The sequence below is a fragment of the Paludibacterium flexuosum genome (assembly GCF_037076605.1).
Lineage (GTDB): Bacteria > Pseudomonadota > Gammaproteobacteria > Burkholderiales > Chromobacteriaceae > Paludibacterium.
The window spans coordinates 2,416,528-2,442,737 of sequence record NZ_AP029060.1 but is presented as its reverse complement, the minus strand read 5'-3'; the positions used below and the strand labels follow the sequence as shown (position 1 = coordinate 2,442,737).

The 26,210-nt window shown below is 58.7% G+C and carries 29 protein-coding genes; 15 read left to right on the top strand and 14 right to left on the bottom strand.

Features of this window, described 5'->3' with window-relative positions; genetic code table 11:
* Window positions 1-75: 75 nt before the first annotated feature.
* Window positions 76-1,395: a hemolysin family protein gene (locus tag AACH39_RS11605; protein WP_215779501.1), complete on the top strand. Its 1,320-nt coding sequence runs from the start codon at window positions 76-78 to the stop codon at window positions 1,393-1,395.
* A 163-nt stretch (window positions 1,396-1,558) separates the two neighbouring features.
* Here the strand turns inward: AACH39_RS11605 and AACH39_RS11600 are convergent, their stop codons facing one another.
* Both AACH39_RS11600 and AACH39_RS11595 read right to left on the bottom strand, forming a co-directional pair.
* Window positions 1,559-2,527 carry an NAD-dependent epimerase/dehydratase family protein gene (locus AACH39_RS11600; protein ID WP_338620057.1) on the bottom strand — a complete coding sequence of 323 codons (969 nt, stop codon included), beginning with the start codon at window positions 2,525-2,527 and terminating at the stop codon, window positions 1,559-1,561.
* Window positions 2,524-3,261, bottom strand: a complete 738-nt coding sequence (locus tag AACH39_RS11595; protein ID WP_252346127.1) for a glycosyltransferase family 2 protein — start codon at window positions 3,259-3,261, stop codon at window positions 2,524-2,526. Before AACH39_RS11595 ends, AACH39_RS11600 begins: the two co-directional genes overlap by 4 nt.
* Before the next feature lie 524 nt (window positions 3,262-3,785).
* Here AACH39_RS11595 and waaC point away from each other — a divergent pair.
* Window positions 3,786-4,748: a lipopolysaccharide heptosyltransferase I gene (waaC, locus tag AACH39_RS11590; protein WP_338620055.1), complete on the top strand. Its 963-nt coding sequence runs from the start codon at window positions 3,786-3,788 to the stop codon at window positions 4,746-4,748.
* Window positions 4,745-5,998, top strand: coding sequence for a lipid IV(A) 3-deoxy-D-manno-octulosonic acid transferase (waaA, locus tag AACH39_RS11585; RefSeq protein ID WP_338620053.1), 1,254 nt, complete (start codon window positions 4,745-4,747; stop codon window positions 5,996-5,998). The genes waaC and waaA overlap by 4 nt, the downstream gene beginning before the upstream one ends.
* Here the strand turns inward: waaA and thiE are convergent.
* Window positions 5,968-6,684 carry a thiamine phosphate synthase gene (gene thiE / locus AACH39_RS11580; protein WP_338620051.1) on the bottom strand — a complete coding sequence of 239 codons (717 nt, stop codon included), beginning with the start codon at window positions 6,682-6,684 and terminating at the stop codon, window positions 5,968-5,970. The genes waaA and thiE overlap by 31 nt on opposite strands.
* Window positions 6,599-7,447, bottom strand: coding sequence for a hydroxymethylpyrimidine/phosphomethylpyrimidine kinase (locus AACH39_RS11575; protein ID WP_252346129.1), 849 nt, complete (start codon window positions 7,445-7,447; stop codon window positions 6,599-6,601). The genes thiE and AACH39_RS11575 overlap by 86 nt, the downstream gene beginning before the upstream one ends.
* A gap of 60 nt (window positions 7,448-7,507) precedes the next feature.
* Here AACH39_RS11575 and AACH39_RS11570 point away from each other — a divergent pair, with 60 nt between their 5' ends.
* Genes AACH39_RS11570 through hemL form a run of 4 tightly spaced genes read left to right on the top strand, consistent with a single transcriptional unit; the run spans window position 7,508 to window position 9,918 of the window.
* Window positions 7,508-7,672, top strand: a complete 165-nt coding sequence (locus AACH39_RS11570; protein ID WP_252346130.1) for a rubredoxin — start codon at window positions 7,508-7,510, stop codon at window positions 7,670-7,672.
* A 35-nt stretch (window positions 7,673-7,707) separates the two neighbouring features.
* Window positions 7,708-8,124, top strand: coding sequence for a CopD family protein (locus AACH39_RS11565; RefSeq protein WP_215779518.1), 417 nt, complete (start codon window positions 7,708-7,710; stop codon window positions 8,122-8,124).
* A gap of 12 nt (window positions 8,125-8,136) precedes the next feature.
* Complete coding sequence (locus AACH39_RS11560; RefSeq protein ID WP_215779520.1) at window positions 8,137-8,613, top strand: CYTH domain-containing protein; 477 nt, start codon at window positions 8,137-8,139, stop codon at window positions 8,611-8,613.
* A gap of 27 nt (window positions 8,614-8,640) precedes the next feature.
* Window positions 8,641-9,918 (top strand): glutamate-1-semialdehyde 2,1-aminomutase, encoded by a 1,278-nt coding sequence (gene hemL / locus AACH39_RS11555; protein WP_338620048.1) that lies wholly within the window; start codon window positions 8,641-8,643, stop codon window positions 9,916-9,918.
* A gap of 40 nt (window positions 9,919-9,958) precedes the next feature.
* Here the strand turns inward: hemL and AACH39_RS11550 are convergent, their stop codons facing one another.
* The 3 genes from AACH39_RS11550 to AACH39_RS11540 are packed head-to-tail and all read right to left on the bottom strand — an operon-like array spanning window position 9,959 to window position 12,502.
* A complete protein-coding gene (locus AACH39_RS11550) occupies window positions 9,959-11,050 on the bottom strand; it encodes an aminotransferase class I/II-fold pyridoxal phosphate-dependent enzyme (RefSeq protein ID WP_215779525.1) in 1,092 nt (363 codons plus the stop codon).
* Between the two features lie 31 nt (window positions 11,051-11,081).
* Window positions 11,082-12,341, bottom strand: a complete 1,260-nt coding sequence (gene lysA / locus AACH39_RS11545) for a diaminopimelate decarboxylase (RefSeq protein WP_215779527.1) — start codon at window positions 12,339-12,341, stop codon at window positions 11,082-11,084.
* Window positions 12,338-12,502 (bottom strand): lipoprotein, encoded by a 165-nt coding sequence (locus AACH39_RS11540; protein ID WP_338620046.1) that lies wholly within the window; start codon window positions 12,500-12,502, stop codon window positions 12,338-12,340. The genes lysA and AACH39_RS11540 overlap by 4 nt, the downstream gene beginning before the upstream one ends.
* A 74-nt stretch (window positions 12,503-12,576) precedes the next feature.
* Between AACH39_RS11540 and cyaY the strand changes: the two genes are divergently transcribed.
* Together cyaY and rsmA are read left to right on the top strand one after the other, a co-directional pair.
* Entirely contained in the window at window positions 12,577-12,900 is a 324-nt protein-coding gene (gene cyaY / locus AACH39_RS11535) for an iron donor protein CyaY (protein WP_338620044.1), read from the top strand.
* Between the two features lie 60 nt (window positions 12,901-12,960).
* Window positions 12,961-13,734 carry a 16S rRNA (adenine(1518)-N(6)/adenine(1519)-N(6))-dimethyltransferase RsmA gene (gene rsmA / locus AACH39_RS11530; RefSeq protein WP_338620043.1) on the top strand — a complete coding sequence of 258 codons (774 nt, stop codon included), beginning with the start codon at window positions 12,961-12,963 and terminating at the stop codon, window positions 13,732-13,734.
* Window positions 13,735-13,785: 51 nt separating this feature from the next.
* Here the strand turns inward: rsmA and AACH39_RS11525 are convergent, their stop codons facing one another.
* Complete coding sequence (locus tag AACH39_RS11525; RefSeq protein ID WP_338620042.1) at window positions 13,786-14,820, bottom strand: PilT/PilU family type 4a pilus ATPase; 1,035 nt, start codon at window positions 14,818-14,820, stop codon at window positions 13,786-13,788.
* 66 nt (window positions 14,821-14,886) lie between these two features.
* On the opposite strand from AACH39_RS11525, the gene AACH39_RS11520 reads away from it, so the two are divergent.
* The 6 genes from AACH39_RS11520 (at window position 14,887) to aroG (ending at window position 19,193) form a co-directional block, all read left to right on the top strand.
* Window positions 14,887-15,597, top strand: coding sequence for a YggS family pyridoxal phosphate-dependent enzyme (locus tag AACH39_RS11520; RefSeq protein ID WP_338620040.1), 711 nt, complete (start codon window positions 14,887-14,889; stop codon window positions 15,595-15,597).
* Window positions 15,598-15,601: 4 nt separating this feature from the next.
* Window positions 15,602-16,405 carry a pyrroline-5-carboxylate reductase gene (gene proC / locus AACH39_RS11515; RefSeq protein WP_338620038.1) on the top strand — a complete coding sequence of 268 codons (804 nt, stop codon included), beginning with the start codon at window positions 15,602-15,604 and terminating at the stop codon, window positions 16,403-16,405.
* A 1-nt stretch (window position 16,406) separates the two neighbouring features.
* On the top strand, window positions 16,407-16,988 hold the full coding sequence (locus tag AACH39_RS11510; RefSeq protein ID WP_215779541.1) for a YggT family protein: 582 nt from the start codon (window positions 16,407-16,409) through the stop codon (window positions 16,986-16,988).
* Window positions 16,989-17,055: 67 nt separating this feature from the next.
* The gene (locus tag AACH39_RS11505) at window positions 17,056-17,367 is read left to right on the top strand and encodes a c-type cytochrome (RefSeq protein ID WP_338620037.1); all 312 of its coding nucleotides are present in this window, start codon (window positions 17,056-17,058) and stop codon (window positions 17,365-17,367) included.
* A 204-nt stretch (window positions 17,368-17,571) separates the two neighbouring features.
* A complete protein-coding gene (gene dksA / locus AACH39_RS11500) occupies window positions 17,572-17,982 on the top strand; it encodes an RNA polymerase-binding protein DksA (RefSeq protein ID WP_215779543.1) in 411 nt (136 codons plus the stop codon).
* Between the two features lie 146 nt (window positions 17,983-18,128).
* Window positions 18,129-19,193, top strand: a complete 1,065-nt coding sequence (aroG, locus tag AACH39_RS11495) for a 3-deoxy-7-phosphoheptulonate synthase AroG (RefSeq protein ID WP_305798428.1) — start codon at window positions 18,129-18,131, stop codon at window positions 19,191-19,193.
* Window positions 19,194-19,267: 74 nt separating this feature from the next.
* Here aroG and fba read toward each other — a convergent pair whose 3' ends face one another.
* The 6 genes from fba to AACH39_RS11465 all read right to left on the bottom strand — a co-directional run bounded on the left by fba (window position 19,268) and on the right by AACH39_RS11465 (window position 26,164).
* Window positions 19,268-20,332, bottom strand: a complete 1,065-nt coding sequence (gene fba / locus AACH39_RS11490; RefSeq protein ID WP_215779547.1) for a class II fructose-bisphosphate aldolase — start codon at window positions 20,330-20,332, stop codon at window positions 19,268-19,270.
* 60 nt (window positions 20,333-20,392) lie between these two features.
* Window positions 20,393-21,016: a LysE family translocator gene (locus tag AACH39_RS11485; RefSeq protein ID WP_338620035.1), complete on the bottom strand. Its 624-nt coding sequence runs from the start codon at window positions 21,014-21,016 to the stop codon at window positions 20,393-20,395.
* Between the two features lie 31 nt (window positions 21,017-21,047).
* A complete protein-coding gene (locus AACH39_RS11480) occupies window positions 21,048-22,226 on the bottom strand; it encodes a phosphoglycerate kinase (RefSeq protein ID WP_215779551.1) in 1,179 nt (392 codons plus the stop codon).
* Between the two features lie 94 nt (window positions 22,227-22,320).
* Complete coding sequence (gene gap / locus AACH39_RS11475) at window positions 22,321-23,331, bottom strand: type I glyceraldehyde-3-phosphate dehydrogenase (protein WP_215779553.1); 1,011 nt, start codon at window positions 23,329-23,331, stop codon at window positions 22,321-22,323.
* Between the two features lie 110 nt (window positions 23,332-23,441).
* Window positions 23,442-25,430, bottom strand: a complete 1,989-nt coding sequence (gene tkt / locus AACH39_RS11470) for a transketolase (RefSeq protein WP_338620032.1) — start codon at window positions 25,428-25,430, stop codon at window positions 23,442-23,444.
* A 269-nt stretch (window positions 25,431-25,699) separates the two neighbouring features.
* The gene (locus AACH39_RS11465) at window positions 25,700-26,164 is read right to left on the bottom strand and encodes a GNAT family N-acetyltransferase (RefSeq protein ID WP_215779557.1); all 465 of its coding nucleotides are present in this window, start codon (window positions 26,162-26,164) and stop codon (window positions 25,700-25,702) included.
* Window positions 26,165-26,210 lie beyond the last annotated feature (46 nt).

Here is a 26,210-nt window from a genome sequence, read left to right as displayed (position 1 = left end):
CGGAATAATCTACAGCTTCCCTCGACCACGCCCTTGCCCTATCCTAAGGCTTCCTGAACAAAGTACCCAAGGGCCGTGGACATACTGATATTGCTGCTGCTGATTCTCTTCAATGCCGTGTTTGCCATGTCCGAACTGGCATTGGTTTCTTCCCGCAAGGTCCGTTTGCAGCAATGGGCCGAAGAAGGCAACAAGGGAGCGCAAACCGCCCTGAATCTGACCGAAGATCCCACCCGGTTTCTGTCGACCATTCAAATTGGTATCACCTTCATCAGCATCACGTCCGGTGTCTATGCCGAAGCCTCCATTGCCAGCGATGTGCATGCCTGGCTGCAGCCCTACCCGTTGCTGGCGCCCGTCAGCAAAGCACTGGCCGATACCCTGGTGATTGTCTTTGTCACTGCCCTGTCCCTGATCCTCGGCGAGCTGGTGCCCAAGCGTCTGGCCATGCACAACCCTGAACTGGTTGCCTGCAACATGGCACGACCGATGGCCATCCTGTCACAACTGGCTGCGCCACTGGTCAAGGTGCTGAGCGTGCTGACGGATGGCCTGTTGCGCCTGATCGGCGCCAGACAGAGCCGTGAACCCTCGATTACTGAAGAAGAGATCCGCGTGCTGATGGAACAAGGCGCGGACGAAGGCGTGTTCGACCGCGCAGAGCAGGAACTGGTCGAGAACATCTTCCGGCTGGATGACCGCAAAGTCGCCTCGATCATGACCCCGCGCAAAGACATTGTGTCGGTCGACCTGGAAGACAGTGAGGCGGAGAATTCGGCCTTGCTGCAACAAAGTCCCTATTCGCGCTTTCCCGTCGGTCGCGGCGGCATGGAACACATCATCGGCATCCTCGAATCCAAGCGCATGCTGGATCGCCTGCTCAGCGGTCAGGCCGTCGATTTCCTGGCAGATCTGACGCCGCCACTCTACGTCCCGGCCTCAGTCTCGCTGAAACAACTGCTGGAACAGTTCAAGATGGCGCGTACCCATATCGCGCTGGTGGTCGATGAATATGGCGAGCTGGAAGGCCTGGTCACCATGAATGACGTCCTGGAAGCCATTGTGGGCGATCTGCCGGCGACCGATCAGGAAGATGACAGCATTGTCCAGCGTGATGAAAACAGCTGGCTGATGGATGGCACCGTGACGCTGGATGAGTTCAAGGAATTCTTCGACATCGACCATGACGAACTGCTGCCCGGCGAAGAGACCGGCAATATTCACACCCTGGGGGGCATCATCATGTATCGCCTGGGTCGTGTTCCTCAGGTTGCAGATCGCATGGAGTGTCTGGATTTCGGCTTCGAGGTGGTCGACATGGACAAAACCCGGGTCGACAAGATCATGGTCACGCGGCGATCACCACTCACGGATCTGTCTCGCCAGGATTCATAAAAAAAAACCGCCAGTTCACTGGCGGTTTTTTTATGCCCGGGTGAAAAAAACATCGCACAGAAATACGCTGTAAGCGACGATCTCTGTCTCACCTGACTCCTGCTATCAATCTGAAAACAAACACGCTCAAAACGCCTTGCCGTCCCGGCAATCGGGATATGCCTTACAGACCGTGATAGGCCTTGTACCAGTCGACGAATTTTTTCATTCCCTGGGCCAGCGGTGTAGAAGGCGCAAAACCGGTGGCTGCGTGCAGCCGGCGAGTGTCGGCATAGGTGATGGGAACATCTCCATCCTGCATTGGCAGGAATGTCTTGTTGGCTTTCTGACCGCAGGCCTCCTCCACCGTACTGATGAAGTCCATCAGTCGCACCGGATTATTGTTACCGATATTGAAGAGTGCAAACGGCACCTGGGTATCCGGAATCCGAGTCATGACCGCCAACACCCCTTCGACAATATCGTCGATATAGGTGAAATCGCGCTGCAAATCGCCATTATTGAAAACCTTGATGGTTTCACCATTAAGGATAGATTCTGTAAACATCCATGGCGCCATGTCCGGACGTCCCCACGGTCCGTAGACCGTAAAGAAACGCAATGCCGTCACCGGCATCTGGTAGAGATGGGCAAAACTGTGTGCCATCACCTCGCCAGCCTTCTTGGTGGCGGCATAGAAGCTGACCGGTTCGTCAGTGCGATCGTCTTCGGCAAAAGGCACCTTGGCATTTTTTCCATAGACACTGCTCGAGCTGGCAAACACCAGGTGCTTGATACCGTGGCGATGGCAAACATCCAGCAGATTGGTCATCCCCATCAGATTGCTCTGTGCATAAGCATGGGGATTCTTGAGCGAGTAGCGCACGCCGGCCTGTGCAGCCAGATGAATTACATAATCGATCCCCTGACCGTCAAACAGGGCATCCAGTGCCGGTGCATCGGCAATATCCAGCTGATGAAATTCGAAGTCCTGCCGTCCTTGCAAAGTAGCCAGACGGGCATGTTTCAGTTCGACGGAGTAGTAGTCGTTCAGGTTATCCACAGCCAGTACGGTGTGCTGACCACAATCCAGCAGTTTTTCACAGACTGCACGGCCGATAAAACCTGCCGCACCGGTTACCAATACCTTCATGCCACGTGCTCCAGACGGTAAAACTCACGCAGTTTCGCATACTTTATGAAAGAGTTCATGCATCCGATCGAAATATGCACCAGGCCTGGCAAACCATCCCGCCAGCCTTGTCGAACCAGATAGAACTTAATAAAGCGAATCAGCGGGCTGAGCAACATCTTGGCCAGCGAAACGTTTTTTCTGTTCTCAAACATCTGTCTGGCCTGCAGTGAAGTGTATTGGTTTTGCTTGTTCAGATAGTGGGCAATATCTTCCCCCGACTCATGCATCAGATCTCCGGCAATGCGCCCCACAGCCGAATTCGTCACCACATACTCGTGAACCTTGTCGTCAGACCAGTGTGCCTTGCGACGATCAAATAATCTCAGGCTCAGATCCGGATAACCCTCGCCATGACGCAGGAAGCGTCCCATGAACTTGTTGCAGCGTGCAAAGTGGTAGCACTCATGCTGTGGATAACTCAATATTGCCTTGATATTATTAGCTAATTCTTCAGATAACCATTCATCGGCATCCAGACAGAGTACCCAGTCATGACTGGCCTGATCGACAGCAAACTGCTTCTGAGGTCCGAATCCCAGCCAGGCTTGTTCAATGGTCCTGGCTCCGTAGCGTTGTGCAATTTCAAGCGTTGCATCATGACTGCCTGAATCGACCACCACGATTTCGTCGGCAAATTGGCAACTTTGCAGACACTTTTCCAGGTGTGCTGCTGCATTCAGGGTAATAAGCACGACGCTGACTGAGCATTGCATTGTATCTAGTTGACCTTTTTTATATTTGATAAGACTGGTAGAAGGCTGACCCTATCTGTTGATAAGCCTTTTTTTATTCTTAAAATCAATATGTTGAAGACAAAAAAATCCTGTTATCAACTGATGTTTTTCACAGGGTACCGGATGTGGATAACTATCCGCATGGGGATGAGATGTCAGTTACCCACATGTTTACGAGCAGTTGTTGCCAGTCAGGTGTGCATGGTCTGTACACCCGTGGTTTGGCATGGTTCTGTTTACTATTATGCCCTTTTTAAAAACTGATGAATAAGATGAAGGGTCGTTGCAGTTGTGGATAACCATGGATTATTGTTTTTTTACAAGGGATTGCCCTGTTTGCCAAGCAGGGGGGCAAGTGCTTGGCAGCAGCAGGATGATTTGTGGATAAATCCAGTCACCTGGGCAAATGCATGCTTATACACATTTCCACAAGGCGAAAACGACGTAGTTAACCACTGTCAGGCTCGTATACAATGCCGACCATGATGAATGTCTTGATTGTGCGGACGTCGTCGATGGGCGACCTGATCCATACCTGGCCCGCCATCACCGAACTGGTCAAGCACTACCCCAATTTACGTCTTTCATGGTTGGCAGAAGAAAATTTTGCCGATATTGCCCGTTTGCATCCGGCTGTGCAGACGGTGTTTCCGTTTGCCTGGCGTCGTTGGCGCAAGCAGATCTGTTCACCTTCGACCTGGCGGGAGATGCGGCAACTCAAGCAGGCCTTGCAGTCTGTGCAGTGGGATTTGGTGATTGATTCTCAAGGCTTGCTGAAAAGTGCCATTCCTGCGCGTCTGAGTGGTGGTCCGCTGGCAGGTTATGACTGGCAAAGTGTGCGTGAACCGCTGGCCAGCCTGCTCTATAACAAACGCTTCAGGGTGTCTCGACAGCAATCCGCCGTAGAACGCAATCGTGCTTTGTTCTCATCGGCCTTTGGCTATGCGGTACAGGGATCACCGGTCTTTGGCATTTTGCCCGGGGAACGACCGGCATGGCTGCCTGCAGGCCGTTATGCAATGTTGCTTCACGCAACCAGTCGTGCCAGCAAGGAATGGCCGGAATCCTGCTGGCAGGCGCTGGCACAGCGTCTGCAACAGCAATACGGTCTGGCTGTGGTCTACCCCTGGGGGAATGAGACTGAACGGCAGCGTGCCGAGCGACTGGCTTCAGGGGCCGACTATGCCATGGCCGCCCCGCGCATGACTCTGGAACAGGCGGCTGCGGCATTGGGGCATGCGGCTGCCGTGGTGGGGGTCGATACCGGGCTCAGTCATCTGGCCAATGCACTGGATGTGCCACTGGTGGCGCTTTATACCGATACGGATCCGGCGCTGACCGGTGTCTGCGAGACCGACTATGCCATTAACCTGGGAGGGATTGGCCAAATGCCGACGGTAGATGAGGTGATGCAGGCATTGATTTCTCGCAGAGGTTTTCAGTGATCTGGCGTGCGCTTTATTCCCTGCTCTGGTGTCTGCTGACACCGCTGGTGCGTTATTACCTGAAAAAACGTGCGCGCAAGTCGCCTGCCTATCTGGATCACTGGGATGAGCGCTTCGGCAAAGCATTTTATCCCCAGCAGCAAGGCGGAATCTGGGTGCATGCCGTCTCGGTGGGGGAAACCCGCGCGGCCATGCCGTTGATTCGCGCCCTGCGCCAGCGCTGGCCTGATGCTCCCCTGCTGATCACACAGATGACCCCTACCGGACGTGCCTGTGCCGAGGCACTGTATGGCCGGGAGGCGGAAATCCGTTACCTGCCCTACGATTATCCACAGGCGGTTCGCGCCTTCATGGCGGCCTACCGCCCGCGTTTCGGTGTGCTGATGGAAACCGAGCTGTGGCCGAATCTGATTGCTGCCGCCCATGACAGCCAAACGCCGCTGTTTCTGGTCAACGCCCGTCTGTCCGAGAAATCGCGTCGTGGCTATCGCCGTGTGGCGGCCTTGATCCGGCCTGCGATGGCGCAATTGACGGCCATTGCAGCGCAGACGCCTGCGGATGCCGAACGCCTGGCAGATATCGGGGGGAGGGACATCGAGGTATGTGGCAATACCAAATACGATTTTGACCCTCCGGCGGAACAGGCCGTACTGGGCGCAGGCTTCAAGGCCAGAATTGGCCCACGGCCGGTACTCGTCTGTGCCAGCACCCGAGAGGGGGAAGAGAATCTGATCCTGCAGGCCTGGCGCGAAATGACTGACCGGCCATTGCTGGTTCTGGTGCCGCGCCATCCGGAGCGATTTTCCGAAGTGGCGGCGCTGGCACGGTCCTGCGGGCTGGTAGTGCAATGTCGCAGTGATGAGCTGGCGGTGGCGCCTGAGACGGATGTCTGGCTGGGGGATAGCATGGGCGAGATGTTTGCCTACTATCATGCTGCCGATCTGGTCTTTATTGGCGGCAGTCTGATGCCGCTGGGAGGGCAGAATCTGATTGAGCCTGCCAGTATTGGCAGACCAGTGCTGATCGGGCCGTCGAGCTACAACTTTGCCGATGCCTGCAGCAAGGCGCTGGCCGGTGGTGCTGCCCTGCAGGTTGATTCGGGCACTGATTTGGTTGTTAAAGTCAATGAATTGCTGGCAGATTCAGAGCGCATGTCTGCCATGTCAGCTGCGGGGCTGCGTTTCAGCCAGGAGCACCGCGGGGCCAGTCAGCGGATCGTTCAGTTGATTGCCGGCCGACTGGGTAACTGAAACAACGCTGCAAGGGTTTTGGCTGCCTGCCGTGGGTCTGGAGTACCGAATAATCCCTGAATGACCGCGACCGCATCTGCCCCCGCCTGCAGAACCGTGTGTGCGTTATCGGCATGGATGCCGCCAATGGCAACCAGGGGTCTTTCCAGCACGCGTGCCGCCGCAAACAGATCCAGAGGGGCATGCACCGCCCTGGGTTTACTGCCGGAGGGGAAGACGGCGCCGAAGGCCAGGTAATCGGCACCCGCCTGTTGCGCCAGTCGGGCTGTTTCCAGATTGTTGTAGCAGGAGGCACCGATGATGCAGCGCGGACCCAGGGCGACACGAGCCTGCCGGATGGTCATGTCTTCCTGGCCAAGATGCACGCCGTCTGCATTCAGTTTGATAGTCAGGTCCAAGTCGTCATTAATGATGAACAAGGCATCGTGCTCGCGGCAGAGTTGTTGTAACTGTTTGCCCTGACGGTATTTCATGGCGTTATCGCTCGACTTGCTGCGGTACTGCACCATGCCGGCACCACCCAGCAGGACCTGACGGACCTGTTCGACCAGAAGGTTGTCATCAGCAATTTCTGGTGTGATTGCATATAACCCTCTGATTTTATTTTTTTTGTTCATTTTCTTCCGTTTCGCGGGCCCAGAACAGGCGGTCCGGAATATGTTGTCCCATGCCGGGGCGATAGCCATTGATCAAGGTTTGATAGGTGTATTCCTGCGCATCGTCGACGGCTTCCAGCAGTGTGCTGCCACAGGCCAGGATGGCCGCCAGGGCCGAAGACAGTGTGCAGCCGGAGCCGTGATAACTGCCAGGCAGACGTTCCCAATGTTGGGAACGGGCCGTGCCATCGGAGGCATACAAGGTATTGATGACTTCTGGCGTGTTTTCATGGGTACCGGTGACCAGGACATACTCGGCGCCCAGGCCGAGTAGACGGGTCGCACATTCGTCCAGGGTCAGATCGTCTTCCTCGTCCGGATCATTGCTGGCCAGACGGCGCGCTTCGATGCTGTTGGGTGTCAGGATGGTCACCTGGGGCAGCAGCATGTCGCGCATGGCGCCGATCAGGTCTTCGTCAGCGAAGGCGTCCCCACCGCCGGAGGCCAGTACCGGGTCGAGAATCAGGGGAATATCCGGGTAGTCGGCCGCCAGCTGGGCAATCACGGCGACATTTTCCACGCTGCCGATCAGACCAACCTTGAAGGCAGCCACCGGTATATCTTCCATCAGCAGACGGGCCTGTTCGTTGACCCAGTCGGCATCGATGACCATCAGGTCGTGGACCCGGGCGCTATCTTGTACAGTCAGGGCGGTGATCACCGAAAGGGGGTGGCATCCGAGGCTGGCCAGGGTCAGAATGTCTGCCTGGATGCCGGCACCGCCGCTCGGATCAGAACCGGCCAGGGTCAATACGGCTGGCGGCGCTTCCACAGGCTTGTTTTTGGCTTCCAAGGTTAACCTCCGTCCTGTCTGCATATAGAATCGTCATTCTAACTTACAAAGGGGAATCAAATGCGTACTTGGATGTGTCTGATCTGCGGTTTCATTTATGACGAAGCCTCGGGTCTTCCGGATGACGGGATTGCCCCCGGTACGCCCTGGGAAGATGTTCCGCCCAACTGGACCTGCCCGGAATGTGGTGCGCGCAAGGATGATTTCGAAATGGTGGAAATCTGATTTCTGCCGTCTGTCTCCAATAACAGGAGTTGATCTTGGGTTATCTGTATCTCAAGGCATTGCATATTTTCTTCGTTACCTCCTGGTTTGCCGGTCTGTTTTATCTGCCGCGACTCTTCGTGAATCTGGCGATGGTGCAACCGGGAGATGAATACCAGCGTCTGTTGATCATGGCGCGCAAGCTTTACCGCTTCATGATGCCGCTCTCGCTGATGTCGATGATTCTGGGTGTCTGGCTTTGGCTTGGTTTCGGCTTTGCCGGCGGGTGGCTGCACGCCAAATTGACACTGGTTCTGGTTTTGCTGGGGTATCAGCATTATTGCGGGCGCATTTACCGTGATTTTGCTGCCGGCCGCAATCAGCGTTCTCATGTGTGGTTTCGGGTATTTAACGAAATCCCGACGTTTATTTTGTTGGCCATCGTCATTCTGGTGGTCGTCAAACCCTTTTAGCAGGATTGTCTGATGGGCATGGAAATCGAAAGGCGTTTTCTGGTTACCGGGGATGCCTGGCGTGAACTGGGCGAACCGGTGGTCTATCGCCAGGGGTATCTGTCTGTGGACCCTGCCAGAACGGTCAGGGTGCGTGTTGTGGGGAAACAGGCCTGGCTGACGCTAAAGGCCAAAGTGACCGACACTTCCCGCCATGAGTTCGAGTATGAAATTCCTCTGGCCGATGCGCTCACCATGCTGGACACCATGTGCCCGATGCTGATCGACAAGCGACGCACCCGGGTGATGCATGGCGGCATGCTGTGGGAAGTCGATGAGTTTGACGGCGCCAATGCCGGTCTGATTCTGGCGGAAATCGAATTGCCCGATGAACAGACCCCTTTTGAACGGCCGGACTGGCTGGGGGCGGAGGTGACTGCCGATGGCCGGTTCACCAATGCCTGGTTGTCGGATCACCCTTATTGCCAATGGGCCAGTCAATCCGAGTAACTTTGTTGAGAATGAACAGGATGCATCATGTCGCGTAACCAGCAGTTGTTCGAGCGTGCCAAGCAGCACATTCCAGGCGGGGTGAATTCCCCGGTACGGGCTTTCGGTTCGGTGGGCGGGACGCCCCGATTCATCACCCGGGCCAATGGTCCGTATGTGTGGGATGCCGATGGCAACCGTTTCATCGACTATGTCGGTTCCTGGGGACCCGCCATTCTGGGGCATGCACACCCGGAGGTGATCGCCGCCGTGCAGGAAGCCGCACTGGGCGGCCTGTCGTTCGGGGCGCCGACGGAAGGTGAAATTGATCTGGCCGAAGCAATCTGCCGCCTTGTGCCGTCGATCGAGCAGGTGCGTCTGGTGTCATCCGGCACTGAAGCGACGATGAGCGCTATCCGCCTGGCGCGGGGGTTTACCGGCCGCGATACCATCGTCAAGTTCGAAGGCTGCTATCACGGTCACTCGGACAGTCTGCTGGTCAAGGCCGGTTCCGGTCTGCTGACCTTCGGCACGCCTTCTTCAGGCGGGGTGCCGGCCGACTTTACCAAGCACACCCTGGTGCTGGAGTACAACAACGTCGAGCAGTTGCAAAAAACCTTTGCCGAGATCGGTGATTCGATTGCCTGTGTGATCCTGGAACCGTTCGCCGGCAATATGAATCTGGTCAAGCCGAGCCAGGCCTTTGTTCAGGCACTGCGTGCCCTGACCAGCCAGCACGGTTCGGTGCTGATCTACGACGAAGTCATGACCGGTTTCCGCGTGGATCTGCACTGTGCCCAGCACCTGCATGGCATCACACCGGACATGACCACGCTGGGCAAGGTCGTGGGGGGAGGCATGCCGCTGGCGGCCTTTGGTGGCCGCGCCGACATTATGGGCTGTATCGCCCCGCTGGGCAGCGTCTATCAGGCAGGTACCCTCTCGGGGAATCCGCTGGCCGTTGCGGCTGGGCTGACAACCCTGCGGCTGATTCAGCGACCGGGCTTCCATGAAGCGTTGTCTGCCCGGACGGCGCAACTGGCTCAGGGTATTAGCCAGGCGGCCAGGGCGGCCGGTGTGCCGATGTGTGCGGATAGCGTGGGCGGGATGTTCGGTCTGTACATGGCTGAATCGGTACCGTCGTCGTTTGCCGAGGTCTCGGCAGCGGATGTCGCGGCTTTCCGTCGTTTCTTCCACGGTATGCTGGACAAGGGGGTGTATCTGGCACCATCGGCCTTCGAGGCGGGCTTTGTGTCGGACGCCCACAGCGAATCGTTGATTGAGGAAACCATTGCACTGGCCGCGCAGGTACTGAAGGCGCTGTAAGCGATGCGGATGTAAAAAAAGGGGCCTCGGCCCCTTTTTTTCATGCCTGAATCAGCGCATCGAGAATGAAATCCGGTAGCGGCTGGGCCGGCACGGTGACACGGATCAGATGATTAACGGCCGGATGGCTCGGCCGGTGGACAGCCACACCGAGGTCAAACAGACGCTTTTGCACGTTTTCGGCAATCAGGGAATCCGGATAATGAATGCAGATGAAGTTGGTATGACTCGGTAAAACGGTCAGTCCATGCTGTACCAGGGTTGCACTTAGCGCGCTGCGCTGTTCAATGGTTGCATTTAGCAAGGAATGGACAGTGTCCTGCGCCTGCAGGACGATTCGCGCTGCCTGCTGCGCCAGGGAGGACACGGCAAACTGCGGACGGATTTCATCTGCCTTGGCAATCAGATCGGCAGGGCCGATCGCATAACCGATGCGCAGGCCCGCCAGCGCATAGGCTTTCGACAGCGTTCGCAGACGCAGGGTATTGGGCATGACCTTGCTGAGGGCTTCACCCGGCAGGGCAAACTCCAGATAGGCCTCGTCCAGCAGCAGGATGCAATCGGCGGGCAGGCTCTGCCGGAAGCGTTCGATCTCGGCCTGTGAATGATAGTGGCCTGTCGGGTTGTCGGGATTGGCCAGATAGACCAGTTGTGCCTTGTACTGGTGGGCATTGAATGCCAGGGCGCCCAGATCAGCTTCCAGTTGTCCTTGCGAGCCACTTTGCAGGCTGACTTCAACTACTCTTTGGCCGCAACCTTCGGCAAAGTAGCGGAAGGTGGGATAACTGCCGGCACTGGTGATGACGGTGTCGCCCAGATTGCAGCAAAGGCGCAGGGCGAGCAGGATCAGGCTGTCGGCGCCGCTGTCGACGATCACTTCGCTGCCATCGACCTGGTTGAGGCTGGCCGCCAGCTGGCGGATGTCATGAGCGTAAGGGTCCGGGTATTGGCTGGCCAGCAGCATGCCCTGTTCGCCCAGCAGGTCGGTCAGTGCCGGCAGGGGCAAGGGAGCACTTTCGTTGGAGCCAAGTCGGGTTGTGATCTCACGCCCCAGTTTCTGCTGCAGCTTCACCAACCCCGGAAAGGGGTTGTGGATGTTGTGAGCCTGCAAGTGGCGGGCAATGCGCGACATGTAGCCTTCCCCTGTTTTATGGTTGTTTTGTTCAACGATCTGTCTGGAGACAGCCTATTTCATTGGCCAGCAGCGCTTCGATGGTTTCCCGCTGGCGGATGATACGGGCCTGATCTCCATGGACCATGACTTCAACGGCGCGGGTCCGGGTGTTGTAGTTACTGGCCATGGTGGAGCCATAGGCACCGCAGGACATGACTGCCAGCAGGTCGCCCTCGACGATGGCCAGGGAGCGTTCCTTGCCGAGGAAGTCACTGGACTCGCAGATCGGGCCGACGACGTCGACGGTGATCTCGCTCAGACCGGCGTGGCGTTTGGCGGGCAGGATGGTGTGATAGGCCGAATACAGGGAAGGCCGCATCAGGTCATTCATGGCGGCGTCCACGACGGCAAAGTTCTTGTGCTCGCCCAGTTTGAGGTATTCCAGACGAGTCAGCAGGATGCCGGCATTGCCAACCAGAGAGCGTCCGGGCTCCATCACCAGTTGCAGCTGGCGCCCTTGCAGGCGCTGTACCAGCGCATCGGCAAAGGCAGACAGATCCGGCGGCGTTTCCTGGTGGTAGCGAATGCCGAGGCCGCCGCCAATGTCCAGATGATGCAAAGCAATGCCATGAGCCGCCAGTTGATCGATCAGGCCGAGCAGGCGGTCGAGGGCATCGACCAGCGGTGTGGCGTCGGTCAGTTGGGAGCCGATATGGCAATCAATGCCGACAATCTGCAGGTGGGGCAGTTGGCTGGCCTGTTGATAAATCGATAGCGCGGTATCGTAGGCAATGCCGAATTTGTTGTCCTTCAGACCGGTGGAGATATAGGGGTGTGTCTGTGCATCCACATCCGGATTGACGCGCAGGGAAATCGGGGCCTTTTTGCCCAGTTTGCCGGCGACGGCATTCAGCTTCAGCAGCTCATTCAGAGACTCGACATTGAAACACTTGATGCCGGCCAGCAGTGCCTGGGTCATTTCCTGCTCGGTTTTGCCCACACCCGAAAAGACGATTTTGCCGGCTTCGGCCCCCGCGGCCAGGACGCGGGCCAGTTCGCCGCCGGAGACAATGTCGAAACCGGCGCCCAGACGGGCGAAGTGCTGCAGGATCGACAGATTGGAGTTGGCTTTGACGGCATAACACAGCAGGGGATTCAGTCTGGAGAAGGCCGTCTGATAATTCTGATAGGCTTCGCTGAGCGCCTTTTCCGAATACACATAGGCCGGTGTGCCGAATTCAGCGGCAATGGCGCTGAGTGGCAGATCTTCCAGGTAAAGCTCGTCTTCTCGGTAGTGGGTCGGGGTCATGGCTGGCTGGCATCAGAATGAGGTTGGACAGGCACCGGCGCTGGCGCCGCTTGGGTCGGGGCCGGCTTGGCTGCGGGTTTGGCGGGCAGGTACAGCGGACCCTTGAAGCCGCATGCGCTCAGGCAAACTGCAATGATCAGAGAAAGTGTGAGGGTTCGCATACAATAAAATCCGCTGTGGCAAAATATGGATACTAACAAAGCTCTATGTTGCTGAGCATGACCAAGGAAGAAAAATGACTGAAAGCGAATTTCTCGATCTGACCGATTCACTGCTTGATTCGCTCCAGACCGCGCTGGATGAAAGTGCACTTGATCTTGATTATGAACTTAACGGCGGTGTGCTGGAAATCGAATTCGAATCGGGAGAAAAGATGATCGTCAATCGTCATCTGCCGAATCGGGAAATCTGGCTGGCGGCCAAAAGCGGTGGTTTCCATTTCAGCCAGACGGATGACGGTCGATGGATCAATACCCGTGATGGTTCGGAGCTGGGTGAATCGCTGTCGGCTCTGGTGAGCAAGTCGGCTGGCGCAACATTCAGATGGCAGGCGGCGTGAACGGATTCTGCCTGATGGACGGTTAGCAGTTAAAATGGCGGCTCATCTGATCGAGATACCATGAATCAACATATTCCCCGCAAGCGTTTCGGGCAGAACTTCCTGCAGGATTCGCGCATTATTGAAAGCATTGTCGATGCCGTCAATCCGGCAGCTGACGACAGTGTGATTGAAATCGGTCCGGGTCTGGGCGCCATTACCCACCCCCTGCTGAATCGCCTGAACAAATTGCATGTGGTCGAGATCGACCGAGACATCATCAGCCGACTGCAACAGCAATTTCCGGCCGACAAGCTGGTGATTCATGCCGGCGATGCCCTGGCATTCGATTTCGCTTCCATCCCCGGGCAATTGAAAATTGTCGGCAACCTGCCCTACAACATTTCGACCCCGCTGCTGTTCCACCTGGCCTCTTATGGCGACCGGGTGATCGACATGCATTTCATGCTGCAGAAAGAGGTGGTGGACCGCATGGTGGCCGAGCCTTCCTGCGCCGACTACGGCCGACTGAGTGTGATGCTGCAGTATCGTTTCGAAATGGAAAGCCTGATCGACGTCCCGCCGGAATCGTTCTGGCCGCCGCCCAAGGTGGATTCGGCCGTGGTTCGCATGATGCCGGCTCCGGGTCGCTGTGGCCTGGCCAAGGATGAAACCTTGCTGGAGAAGTTGGTCAGTCAAGCATTTGCCCAGCGTCGCAAAACCTTGCGCAACAATCTCAAGGGCCTGCTGAGCGACGAGGATTTTGCCGCTGCGGGTGTGGACCCGACCTTGCGTCCGGAGAACATTCGCGTCGAACAGTATGTGGTGATGGCGAATCTGCTGGCTGCGCGGTAAAGCAGCGAATCGTCCTGAAACCGGCTGTTTCACGTGAAACAGCCGGTTTTTTCATGTGGTTGACCATGCAGACTGCACCTCGCCGACTTCCTGGCGGTCGAGAACATGCTGCGCAATCAATGAGTCAATGCATTGCTGCAGGGTGTGCATGCCCTGATGCCTGCCGGTCTGCAGAATCGATGTCAGCTGATCGAGGCGGTTTTCCCGGATGATGTGTCGAACAGCGGCCGTGGCTTGCAGGACTTCATGCGCCAGAATCCGGCTCTGACCGGCTGAATGGGGGAAAAGATGCTGCGCCAGGATGGCATGCAGGCACTGCGCCAGTTGCAGGCGGATGGCGGGCTGAGCCTCGGCCGGCATGATGCCGCACAGTCTGGCGACGGCATCGGCGCAACTGCGGGTATGCAGGGTCGACAGGACCAGATGACCGGTCTCTGCGGCCTGCAGTACCAGTTGCAGGGTGTCGGCATCACGAATCTCGCCCACCATGATGATATCCGGATCTTCGCGCAGGGCACTGCGCAGCAAGGGAGCGAACCCTCCCTGCCCGTGCAGGACTTCGCGCTGGGTGACCAGGGCCGTGCGACTGGGGTGGTGAAATTCGATCGGGTCTTCCAGGGTGAGGATATGGCAGGCACGCTGCAGATTGATTTCATGCAATATCGCCGCCAGTGTGGTGCTTTTACCGCTGCCGGTGGCACCACACACCAGAATCAACCCGCTGGTCAGCGTCAGCCAGTGCGCCACGGCATCAGGCAGCCCCAGCGTGGCCAGTGCCGGTGGTGACGCTGGCAGCAGCCGGATGGCTGCGGACAGCCCTTGTTGCTGCCAGTACAGATGAACTCTGGCCTGCACGCCGGCCAGCTCCAGCCGCAGATCACAGGCCTGATGTTGATGCAGGGTGTGTCGCTGTGAGCGGCTGAGCAGCCCCTCGAACAGGACTGGCAGGCTGGTGGCAGACAGGGCTTCGCCTGCCAGCCGCTGCAATCGGCCATGGATGCGCAGGATGGGGGGCTCGCCCGGTGAGAGATGCAGATCGGATGCCTGCCGGGCGGAGCAAAGCTTAAGGAGTGCCGCCAATTGCATTTATAATCTCCTGGCCGGCTACCTTCCGGATGGTTTGCCGGCCGTTCAACAACCACAGGAATTGCGATGTCCCAATCTGTCAGCATGGCGCTGGACCACGTCCGCCAGCAAATTCGCACGGCTGAGTCACAGGCGGACCGGCCGGCCGGTTCGGTACGGCTGATCGCGGTAAGCAAGACGTTTCCCGCGGATGCCATTCGTGATGCGGTGGCCGCCGGTCAGCAGGCTTTCGGTGAGAATTACGTGCAGGAGTTTGCGGGCAAGGCCGCCGAACTGACGGCATTGGGGATCGAGTGGCATTTTATTGGCCCGATTCAGTCCAACAAGACCCGTATCGTGGCAGAATATGCTCATTGGGTGCATTCGGTCGACCGGATCAAGATTGCCGAGCGGCTTTCCGCTCAACGCCCTGCCGGGATGCCGCCACTGAACGTGTGTCTGCAGGTGAATGTGTCCGGAGAGGACAGTAAGAGCGGCTGCGCACCGGCAGATTTGCCCGGGCTGGCGCAACAGGTTGCGACCCTGCCGAATCTGCGCCTGCGCGGCCTGATGTGCATTCCCGAACCGACGCCGGACAGCGATCTGCTGGCAGCGCGTTTTCGTACCCTGCGCAGCCTGCGCGACGAACTGAACGGCCGGGGCCTGGCGCTGGAAGAATTATCGATGGGCATGTCGTCGGACATGGTGCTTGCAGTTCAGCAAGGTGCCACCATGGTAAGGGTGGGCACCGCCATTTTCGGCGCACGTGATTACAGCCACAGACAGATCGGAAACTGAATCCATGCAGATTACTTTCATCGGCGGCGGCAATATGGCCGCCGCCATCATCGCCGGTCTCAGCCAACAGCCGGGACATCATATCCGGGTGCTGGATCGCAATCAGGACAAGCTGGATCGCCTGGCTTCCCAGTACGGTACAGAAGGCTTGCGCGACTTGCCGGCCACCTTTGATACGCAGGATGTGGTGGTGCTGGCCGTCAAGCCGCAGCAGCTGAAAGCGCTGTGCCGGGAGCTGGCGCCGCGCCTGGGCGGCGCGCTGGTCATTTCCATTGCCGCCGGTATTCGCAGCGAAGCGCTGGCACGATGGATGTCGAATGCCAGACTGGTTCGCGTCATGCCCAACACGCCTTCCATGGTGGGCAAGGGGGTTTCCGGTCTGTATGCCGCACCCTCGGTGTCGGCTGCCGACCGCGAGGCGGCGGCCACCGTCATGGCTGCTGTGGGTCAGGTGGTCTGGCTGGCGCAGGAAAGCGGTATCGATGACATCACCTGCGTCAGCGGCAGTGGCCCGGCCTATGTGTTCTATTTCATCGAGTCAATGATGCAGGCGGCACGCCAGGCGGGCTTCGATGAAAGCAGTGCCCGCAATCTGGTACTGGCTACGTTCGACGGTGCCATCGAGCTGGCCCGTCAGTCGCCCCTGCCCATCGACCAGTTGCGCAGCAATGTGACGTCTAAGGGGGGTACCACCGAACGGGCCATCGCCCGCTTCGAGCAGGAGGGGGTCAAGGCGGCCATTGTCGCCGGTGCCATGGATTGTCGCGCCCGTTCCATCGAAATGGGCCAACAGCTGAGTCAGGACTAACATGATCTTCGAAACGCTGCAGTTTTTGATCAAAACCCTATCCGACCTGTTTGTGCTGGTGTTGTTGCTGCGCTTCTACCTGCAGGTGGCTCACGCACCTTTCCGGCATCCCCTGTGTCAGTTCTCCATGGCGGTCACCAACTTCCTGGTCTTGCCGATGCGTCGGCTGGTACCCAGCTACCGCAGCTATGACATTGCTACCCTGCTGGCTGCCTGGGTCGTCGGTCTGATTGCCAATGGCCTGCTGCTGGCACTCAACCCCCTGCCCTATAATTTTGCCGCCCCGCAGACCCTGCTGGCGCTGGCACTGCTGACCGTACTGTATCTTTTCAAACAGTCGCTGTTCCTGCTCATGGGCGCCGTGATCGTGCAGGCCGTGATGAGCTGGATCAACCCCTACAACCCGCTGGCGCCGATCCTCGATTCGCTCACCCGCCCCTATCTGCGGCCTTTCCGCCGTGCCGTGGTGGGCGGGGTGGATCTGTCGCCGATCATCTTGTTCCTGATCATCCAGGTGATTCTGATGTTGCCGGTCAGACTGCTGGAGAATGGTTTGTTGATGCAACTCAAGATTCTTGTCTAGCATTTATGGTTATTTGTCATATTCTGCGGATAGATTTGATTGTGCAAACCAAAAAGGGAGAGAACAGATGTTGAAAAAAATTCTGTTGGCAACGGTCGTCAGCGGTGTGATGGCTGCACCGGCGATGGCTGATATCGTTCCGATGGCGCAAAAAGACGGCTGCTTCGCCTGTCATGCGATTGACCACAAACTGGTTGGTCCGGCCTGGAAAGATGTTGCCAAGAAGTACAAGGGCGACAAGGGTGCCGAAGCCAAGCTGGTCGCCAAGGTCAAGGCCGGTGGTGTAGGCGTCTGGGGCCAGGTCCCGATGCCGCCGAACAGCCAGGTCAGCGACGCGGACATCAAGACCCTGGTCAAGGGTATCCTGGCACTGAAATAAGCCAGTTGCTGGGCAAGAAGAAAACGGAAGGCGGCCATGGCCGCCTTTCTTTTGATGAAAAACCTTGTAGCCGAAGCGGAATCACGCTATACAAGTTCTCAGCAGCAGGAATGTTACAGGGCTTTGGCAAGATAGTTGCACAAAGCCGGAGCTGTAGGTAATCTTCTCCGCCTGTCTGCCAACTCTATGCTGGAAGCACCAATTATGGCCAAGCTGACCGAACAGGATATTCTCAACTGGGACGGCGACGATTACATGAACGCCGACCATCTTGAGTTCTTCAAAGACCGTTTGTTGCAGATGCAGCAAGAATTGCTGATCAACGCCAGCGCAACGGCGAACCATCTGCAGGAGCAGGAGGCCACCCCTGACCCGGCAGATCGTGCCACGCTGGAAGAAGAGTACGCGCTGGAGCTGCGCACCCGGGATCGCGAGCGCAAGCTGCTGCAAAAGATCCAGGCGTCGCTGCGTCAAATCGAGGACGGGTCCTACGGCTTCTGTGAAGATACCGGCGAACCGATCGGCCTCAAGCGTCTGATTGCCCGTCCGACCGCAACCTTGTCTGTCGAGGCCCAGGAACGCCGGGAGCGCATGAAGCGCCAATACGCTGACTGATCAGCCCCATGATGCATCCCGAAACGCCACCCTCGCGGTGGCGTTTTTGTTTTTGCACTGCGGCATCGGGCAGGGAAAAGGCTTGTCCTGATTATTCAAAAAAGGGTATCTTGCTGTAAATCGATATAAAAAACAGAGACCAAGGGATTGCCATGCAACACCAGACAGACGATGTACGCATCCGGGAGATTAAAGAGCTGTTGCCACCGATTGCGCATTTGTACGAGCTGCCGATCAGCGACATGGTATCCGAGCTGATCTTCAATACCCGTCGCGAGATTGCCGACATTCTGCGCGGTGAGGACGATCGTCTGCTGGTCGTGGTCGGCCCCTGCTCGATCCACGATATCGAGGCGGCAGAAGACTATGCCCGCCGTCTGCTCACCCTGCGCAAGGCCTATGAGCGCGAGCTGGTGATCGTGATGCGGGTCTACTTCGAGAAGCCGCGCACGACGGTGGGCTGGAAGGGCATGATCAATGATCCGCACCTGGACGAGTCTTACGACATCAACGCCGGCTTGCGCCTGGCGCGCCGCCTGCTGCTCGATCTGAACCAGATGGGCATGCCGGCTGCGACGGAATTCCTCGACATGATCACGCCGCAGTACTTTGCCGATCTGATTTCCTGGGGTGCCATCGGTGCCCGTACGACAGAGTCCCAGGTGCACCGCGAGCTGGCCTCGGGCCTGTCCTGTCCGGTCGGCTTCAAAAACGGCACGGACGGCAATCTGCGCATTGCCATCGATGCCATCCGTGCGGCCAATCAGCCGCACCATTTCCTGTCTGTCACCAAGACTGGCCATTCCGCCATTGTCTCGACCGGTGGCAATCCCGATTGCCACGTGATCCTGCGCGGGGGCAAAGAGCCGAACTACAGCGCCGAGCACGTCAAGGCAGCGGCCTCCGAACTGGGCGCAGTCGGCCTGACGCCCAAGCTGATGGTCGACTTCAGTCACGCCAACAGCCGCAAGGATTACCGTCGCCAGATGGAGGTGGCACAGGATGTGGCGGCCCAGATGGCCGCCGGCGACCAGCACATCTTCGGCGTGATGGTCGAGAGCCATCTGGTCGAGGGGCGTCAGGATCTGAAGCCCGGTTGCGCACTGCAATATGGTCAGAGCATCACCGACGGCTGCATCGGCTGGGAAGATAGTGAAAAGCTGCTGGCCCTGCTGGCCGAGGCCGTGCAGCAGCGTCGCAGCAAGCGCTGAGCCTCTCCCCCGGCAAAAGAAAACGGCAGCGCTCCAGAGAGGCTGCCGTTTTGCATTGACCCGGGACGAAGGGCTTACTTGATGATCTGCGACAGTTCGCCCTTGGCATAGCGAGTGGCCATGCTGTCGAGGCTGATGGCCTTGATCTTGCTGGCCTGGCCGGCGGAGCCGAAGGCCTCGTAGCGCGCGATACAGATGTCGCGCATGGCCTTGATGGTCTCGGCCAGATACTTGCGCGGGTCAAATTCGGCCGGATGCGTCGCCAAGAAACGGCGGATGGCACCGGTACTGGCCAGACGCAGGTCGGTGTCGATATTCACCTTGCGCACGCCATGCTTGATGCCCTCGACGATCTCTTCCACCGGTACGCCATAGGTTTCCGGAATCTCGCCGCCATACTGATTGATGATGGCCAGCCAGTCCTGCGGTACCGAGGAGGAGCCGTGCATCACCAGGTGGGTGTTGGGAATGCGCGCATGGATTTCCTTGATGCGGTCGATACGCAGCACATCGCCGGTCGGCTTGCGGCTGAACTTGTAGGCCCCATGGCTGGTACCGATGGCGATAGCCAGCGCATCGACGCCGGTATCGCGCACGAAGCGGGCGGCTTCTTCTGGATCGGTCAGCAGCTGGCTGTGATCCAGCGTGCCTTCGGCGCCGACACCATCTTCTTCACCGGCCTTGCCGGTTTCCAGCGAACCGAGGCAACCGATCTCGCCTTCTACCGACACGCCGCAGGCGTGGGAGAAGTTGACCACGGTACGGGTCACTTCAACGTTGTAGTCGTAATCGGCCGGGGTCTTGCCATCGCTCTTGAGCGAGCCATCCATCATCACCGAGCTGAAACCCAGCTGGATCGAGCGCTGGCAGATGTCCGGGCTGGTGCCGTGATCCTGGTGCATCACGACCGGGATATGCGGAAACTCTTCCACGGCCGCCAGAATCATGTGACGCAGGAAAGGTGCGCCTGCGTATTTGCGTGCACCGGCCGAGGCCTGCACGATCACCGGTGCGTCGACCTTGTCGGCGGCTTCCATGATGGCGCGCATCTGTTCCAGGTTATTGACGTTGAACGCCGGCAAGCCGTAACCGTATTCGGCCGCATGATCCAGCAGTTGACGCATCGAAACGAGTGCCATGAATTTCTCCCTCAGGGCGCAGATGGTTATCACGCCGGCCGCGTGGCCGGCGAAGCTTCTTCAGTGGTGTGAAACACCGGTCAAAATGATGCCGGCACAAACGAATGCCCCGCCCGACAGGCGGTTGACCAGACGAATGTGCCGCGCCGATTGCAGCCAGCCCGACAGACGGGCACCGCCACTGGCGTAGACAAACTGCCAGCCGGCTTCAATCAGATAAAACGAGGCAGTCAGGATCAGCAACTGCGGCAATTGGGCACGTTGCGGATTCATGAACTGCGGAAACAACGCCGTGAAAAAAATCACCGCCTTCGGATTGCTCAGGGCCACCAGAAAGCCATGGCGGAAGCGCTGCAGGGCATTGAGCGTCTGATTGTCACGTCGTTCGGATGGCGTCACGGGCGCCGCCCGCCAGGTGCGGATGCCCAGATAGACCAGATAGGCTGCCCCCAGCCAGGTGATGGCGGTGAACAGTCTGGGCGAGGTACTGAGCAAGGCCCCCAGCCCGGCTGCCGAGACCAGGATATAGAGCAACAAGCCGGCCATCAGGCCAAGACAGGTGATGAAGGTCGCCCTGACCCCGTAATGAATGCCATGGGTCATGGCCAGCAGCATGTTGGGGCCGGGCGTGGCAGACACGAAAAAGGTGGTGGTGACGAACAGCAGCCAGATGTTGAGCGTCATGATGTCAGCCACCCCTTTTCTTCATACACGATCAACCGCGAGCGCGCTGTTCCAGAATGGCAACAGCCGGCAGTTCCTTGCCTTCAAGGAATTCCAGGAAGGCGCCGCCACCGGTGGAGATATAGCTGATGCGGTCGGTGATGCCGAACTGGGCAATCGCCGCCAGGGTGTCACCACCGCCGGCGATCGAGAACGCGTCAGCATCGGCGATTGCCTGCGCCAGCGTGCGCGTACCATGGCTGAAGGCTTCAAACTCAAACACACCGACCGGGCCATTCCAGACCACGGTGCCGGCCTTGGCAATCAGCTTGCCCAGCTCGGCGGCCGAATCCGGGCCGATATCCAGGATCATGTCGTCAGCGCTGACATCCTTGATGTTCTTCAGCGTGGCCGGTGCCGATGCCGAGAACTCGGTCGCGCACACCACATCGCTCGGCAGCGGCACATTGCCACCGCGGGCGCGGATCTTGGCGATCACGGTACGGGCCTGATCGACCAGATCCGGTTCGCACAGCGACTTGCCGATATTGTGGCCTTCTGCCAGCAGGAAGGTATTGGCAATGCCGCCACCGACGATCAGTTGATCGACCTTGTCGGCCAGCGCTTCGAGGATCGTCAGCTTGGTCGAGACCTTGGAGCCGGCCACGATGGCCACCAGCGGATGGGCCGGGTGTTCCAGGGCCTTGCCCAGGGCATCCAGCTCGGCCGACAGCAGCAGGCCGGCGCAGGCCACCGGCGCCGCCGCGGCAACGGCATGCGTAGAGGCCTCGGCACGGTGAGCGGTACCGAAGGCATCATTGACGAAAATGTCGCACAGGGCGGCATAGGCGCGGCCCAGGTCGGCATTGTTCTTTTTCTCGCCCTTGTTCAGGCGTACGTTCTCCAGCATGACCACTTCGCCAGCCGCGACGCTGACGCCGGTCTGCCAGTCGGCCACCAGTCGTACCGGACGGCCCAGCAGTTCGGACAGACGTACGGCCACCGGTGCCAGGCTGTCTTCCGGCTTGGGCTCGCCTTCCGTCGGCCGGCCGAGGTGGGTCATCAGCAGCACGCCGGCCCCCTGGCCCAATGCATGCTCGATGGAAGGCAGGGAGGCACGGATGCGGGTATCGTCGCCGAGTACGCCATCCTTGACCGGTACGTTCATGTCTACGCGGATCAGCACGCGCTTGCCGTGCAGATCCAGATCAGTCAGTTTCTTGAATTCCATTTTTCAGTCCTGGTTGTTCAGATGAGACAAACGTCTTTGCGCCCCGCCAGATCCGGACCTGCCGAGACAGATCCGGTCATCGAGCTACATAGGCTCAGGCGGCAAACATGGCGCGCGCGGTATTCAGCATTTGACAGCTGAAACCCCACTCATTGTCGTACCAAGCGAGGACTTTCACCATATTTCCGTGAGTGACCTTGGTCAGTGTGGCATCAAAGGTCGACGGCTCGGTGGTGTGGTTGAAGTCCATGGAGACCAGCGGCAGGGTGTTGTAACCCAGAACCCCCTTCATCGAACCTTCCGCAGCGGCTCGCACCACGGCATTGACTTCGTCCTTGCTGGTCTTGCGGGCCGACTCAAAAGTCAGGTCGATCAGCGAGACATTGATGGTTGGTACGCGAACCGAGAAGCCGTCCAGGCGACCTGCCAGTTCCGGCAACACCAGGCCCACGGCCTTGGCGGCGCCGGTCTTGGTCGGGATCATGTTCTGGACTGCCGAGCGGGCGCGACGCAGGTCCTTGTGACGGACGTCGGTCAGTACCTGGTCATTGGTAAAGGCGTGGATGGTGGTCATCAGCCCCTTGACGATGCCGATCTCGTCGTGAAGCGCCTTGGCGACCGGCGCCAGGCAGTTGGTGGTGCAGGAAGCATTCGACACGACCGTCATCTCGGGCCTGAGCACGGCATGGTTGACGCCATACACCACGGTGGCGTCGACATCGTCCCCGCCCGGTGCGGAAATCAGCACTTTTTTGGCACCGGCCTGCAGGTGAGCCTGGCACTTGGCCTTGCTGGTAAATGACCCGGTACATTCCATCACCAGATCGACATTCAGTTCCTTCCAGGGCAGCAGCGACGGATCGCGCGTGCTGAAAAACGGAATCGCCTTGCCATTGATCAGCAGGTGATGTTCGTCATGGCCGATGTCGGCCGGGAAGCGTCCGTGAACCGTATCAAATTTGGTGATGTGCGCGTTGGTGGCAAGGTCTCCGCTGGCATTGACGGCTACAACCTCGAATTCCTTGTCAAGGTCGTATTCGTAGATGGCGCGCAGTACCTGACGGCCGATACGGCCGTAGCCATTGATCGCGATACGGATGGTCATTTCTTTTAATCTCCCGGAAGTGCAGTGAAGGCTCCCTCAACAGAGCCCTCAGGTTTCACGTGAAACCTGGTGTAAAAAAGCCGCCCGGTCAGGGGCGGCTTGCAGACAACTTATTGCTCGATCAACGACAGGGTCTTGGCGACCACGTTGTCGACAGTGAAGCCGAACAGTTTGAACAGCTCGCCGGCCGGCGCCGATTCGCCGAAGCGGTCGATGCCGATCACGTCGCCTTCCAGGCCGACATACTGGCGCCAGAAGCTGCTGACACCGGCTTCGATGGCCAGGCGCGGTACGCCGGCGGGCAGCACCGAGGCGCGGTAGGCCTTGTCCTGCTGGTCGAAGGCATTGGTGCACGGCATGGAGACCACGCGAACCGCCACGCCCTGGCTCGCCAGCTGCTCGGCTGCCTTGAGCGCCAGTTCGACTTCCGAACCGGTCGCCAGCAGAACGGCGCGCGGGTTGGCGGCATCGCGAATCACATAGCCGCCGCGCTTGATGTTGTCGATGGTGGCCTGATCGCGGGCAACGAAAGGCAGGTTCTGACGGCTGAAGATCAGGCAGCTCGGATGATCCTTGGCCGACAGTGCCTCGGCCCACGCCACCATGGACTCGACGGTGTCGCAAGGACGCCATACGGCCATGTTCGGGATCATGCGCAGGGTCGAGATCTGTTCTACCGGCTGGTGGGTCGGGCCGTCTTCGCCCAGACCGATCGAATCGTGGGTAAACACGAATACCGGATTGATCTTCATCAGCGCGGCCATGCGCAGCGCATTGCGCGCATATTCGCTGAACATCAGGAAGGTAGCGCCGAACGGCTTCAGACCACCATGCAGCGTCATGCCGTTCATGATGGCGGCCATGCCGAACTCGCGCACGCCATAGTGGAGATAGTTGGCGGCACCTTCCCCGGTGAACGACTTGGCGGCCGGCCAGTTGGTCAGATTCGACGGCGTCAGGTCAGCCGAACCACCGACCAGCTCCGGCAGCGCTTCGGCCAGGGCGGCGATGGCATTCTGCGAGGCCTTGCGGGTGGCGATGGTCTCTGCCTTGGCATTGGCCTGCTCGATCTTGGCGGCGACATGGTCGGTCCAGCCTGCCGGCAGCTCGCGCTGCATGCGGCGTTCGAATTCGGCGGCTTCCTGCGGGAAGGCGGCGCGATAGGCGGCAAAGCGCTGGTCCCACTCGGCCACACGGGCCTTGCCGGCTTCTTCCGCGTTCCAGGCCGCGCGGATGTCGGCCGGGATCTCGAACGGCGCGTGCGGCCACTTGAGGTACTCGCGGGCGGCGCTGATTTCTGCGGCACCCAGCGGTGCGCCATGCACATCGTGGCCACCCTGCTTGTTCGGTGCGCCAAAGCCGATCTTGGTCTTGCAGCAGATCAGGGTCGGGCGGTCCGATTTCTTGGCGGTATCGATGGCAATGGCGATTTCCTTCGGGTCATGGCCATTGACGTTGGGGATGACCTGCCAGCCGTAGGCAGCGAAGCGCCCCGGGGTGTCGTCGGTGAACCAGCCGTCGACGTCGCCGTCAATCGAGATGCCATTATCGTCGTAGAAGGCGATCAGCTTGTTCAGACCCCAGGTGCCGGCCAGCGAGCAGGCTTCGTGCGAAATGCCTTCCATCAGGCAGCCGTCGCCGAGGAAGACCCAGGTGTGGTGGTCGACAATGGTATGGCCCGGGCGGTTGAACTCGGCGGCCAGCATTTTTTCTGCCAGCGCCATGCCGACTGCATTGCAGATGCCCTGGCCCAGCGGGCCGGTGGTGGTCTCGACGCCTTCGGCATAGCCATACTCCGGGTGACCCGGGGTTTTGGCATGCAGCTGGCGGAAGTTCTTCAGGTCGTCGATCGAGAGGCGGTAACCGGTGAGATGCAGCAGGCTGTACAGCAGCATCGAGCCGTGGCCGTTGGACAGCACGAAACGATCGCGGTTGGCCCACAGCGGTTGGGTCGGGCTGTGTTTCAGGTGGTCGCGCCACAGGACTTCGGCGATATCGGCCATGCCCATCGGCATGCCGGGGTGGCCGGATTTAGCTTTTTCCACCGCGTCCATGGCAAGGAAACGGATGGCATTGGCGAGCTCGGTTCTGGAGACCATGCGGAAGAAACCTCGAGACTGTGAAGAACGTGAACAAAGACCGGCTCCAGGGAGCCAACCATTGAAAAATCATGCAATTATCGCCGATTTTACCCTGATCAGGCAACCGGCAGGCTGGGGAAAGCCGAGAAAACCGCGCTGCCATGCCGGTGTGCTAAAGGGCTTGACGGCGCGGGTGCAGAGGGGAAAATGCGCTACGATATTGTCATGTAGTTGAAAAATTACAGGCTTTTGGATTGTCTTTACGTGAAGATACTGCGGCGGCGAGCTCAGTGTACGGCCCGCGTCATGTCGCAATGCATGATGCCGCCGTCGTCATAAGGCGCGGAAGCCACGACGAACCCAAAGGACTCATAAAACGCCAGCGCCGAAACCTGGGCCGACAGCTTTTGCATCACCGTCGGAAAACGCTGTTCAGCCTGGCGCAGGGATTCGGCCAGCAACTGGCGCCCCACGCCCTGTCCGCGCAGGGACGGGTCGACCACCACCCGGGTGATGGCCACGGCGTGTTCATATTTATCGCCCGGCGCCAGCAGGCGGGCATAGGCCAGCAGCTGTCCCCTGGCATCGTGACCACAGACATGCCAGGCCGGCTGGTCGAGATTATCGAGGTCACCGTAGATCGACTGCTGCTCCAGCACGAATACCTGATCGCGCAGCCGCAACATCGCGTACAGCCCCTCCAGGGAAAAATCGTTGAAGCGGTGACATTGCCAATTCAGTAAGCTTGCCATGTACAATCCTGCTCTTAAGAATGTTTACCGTTGGCCACATGATTGC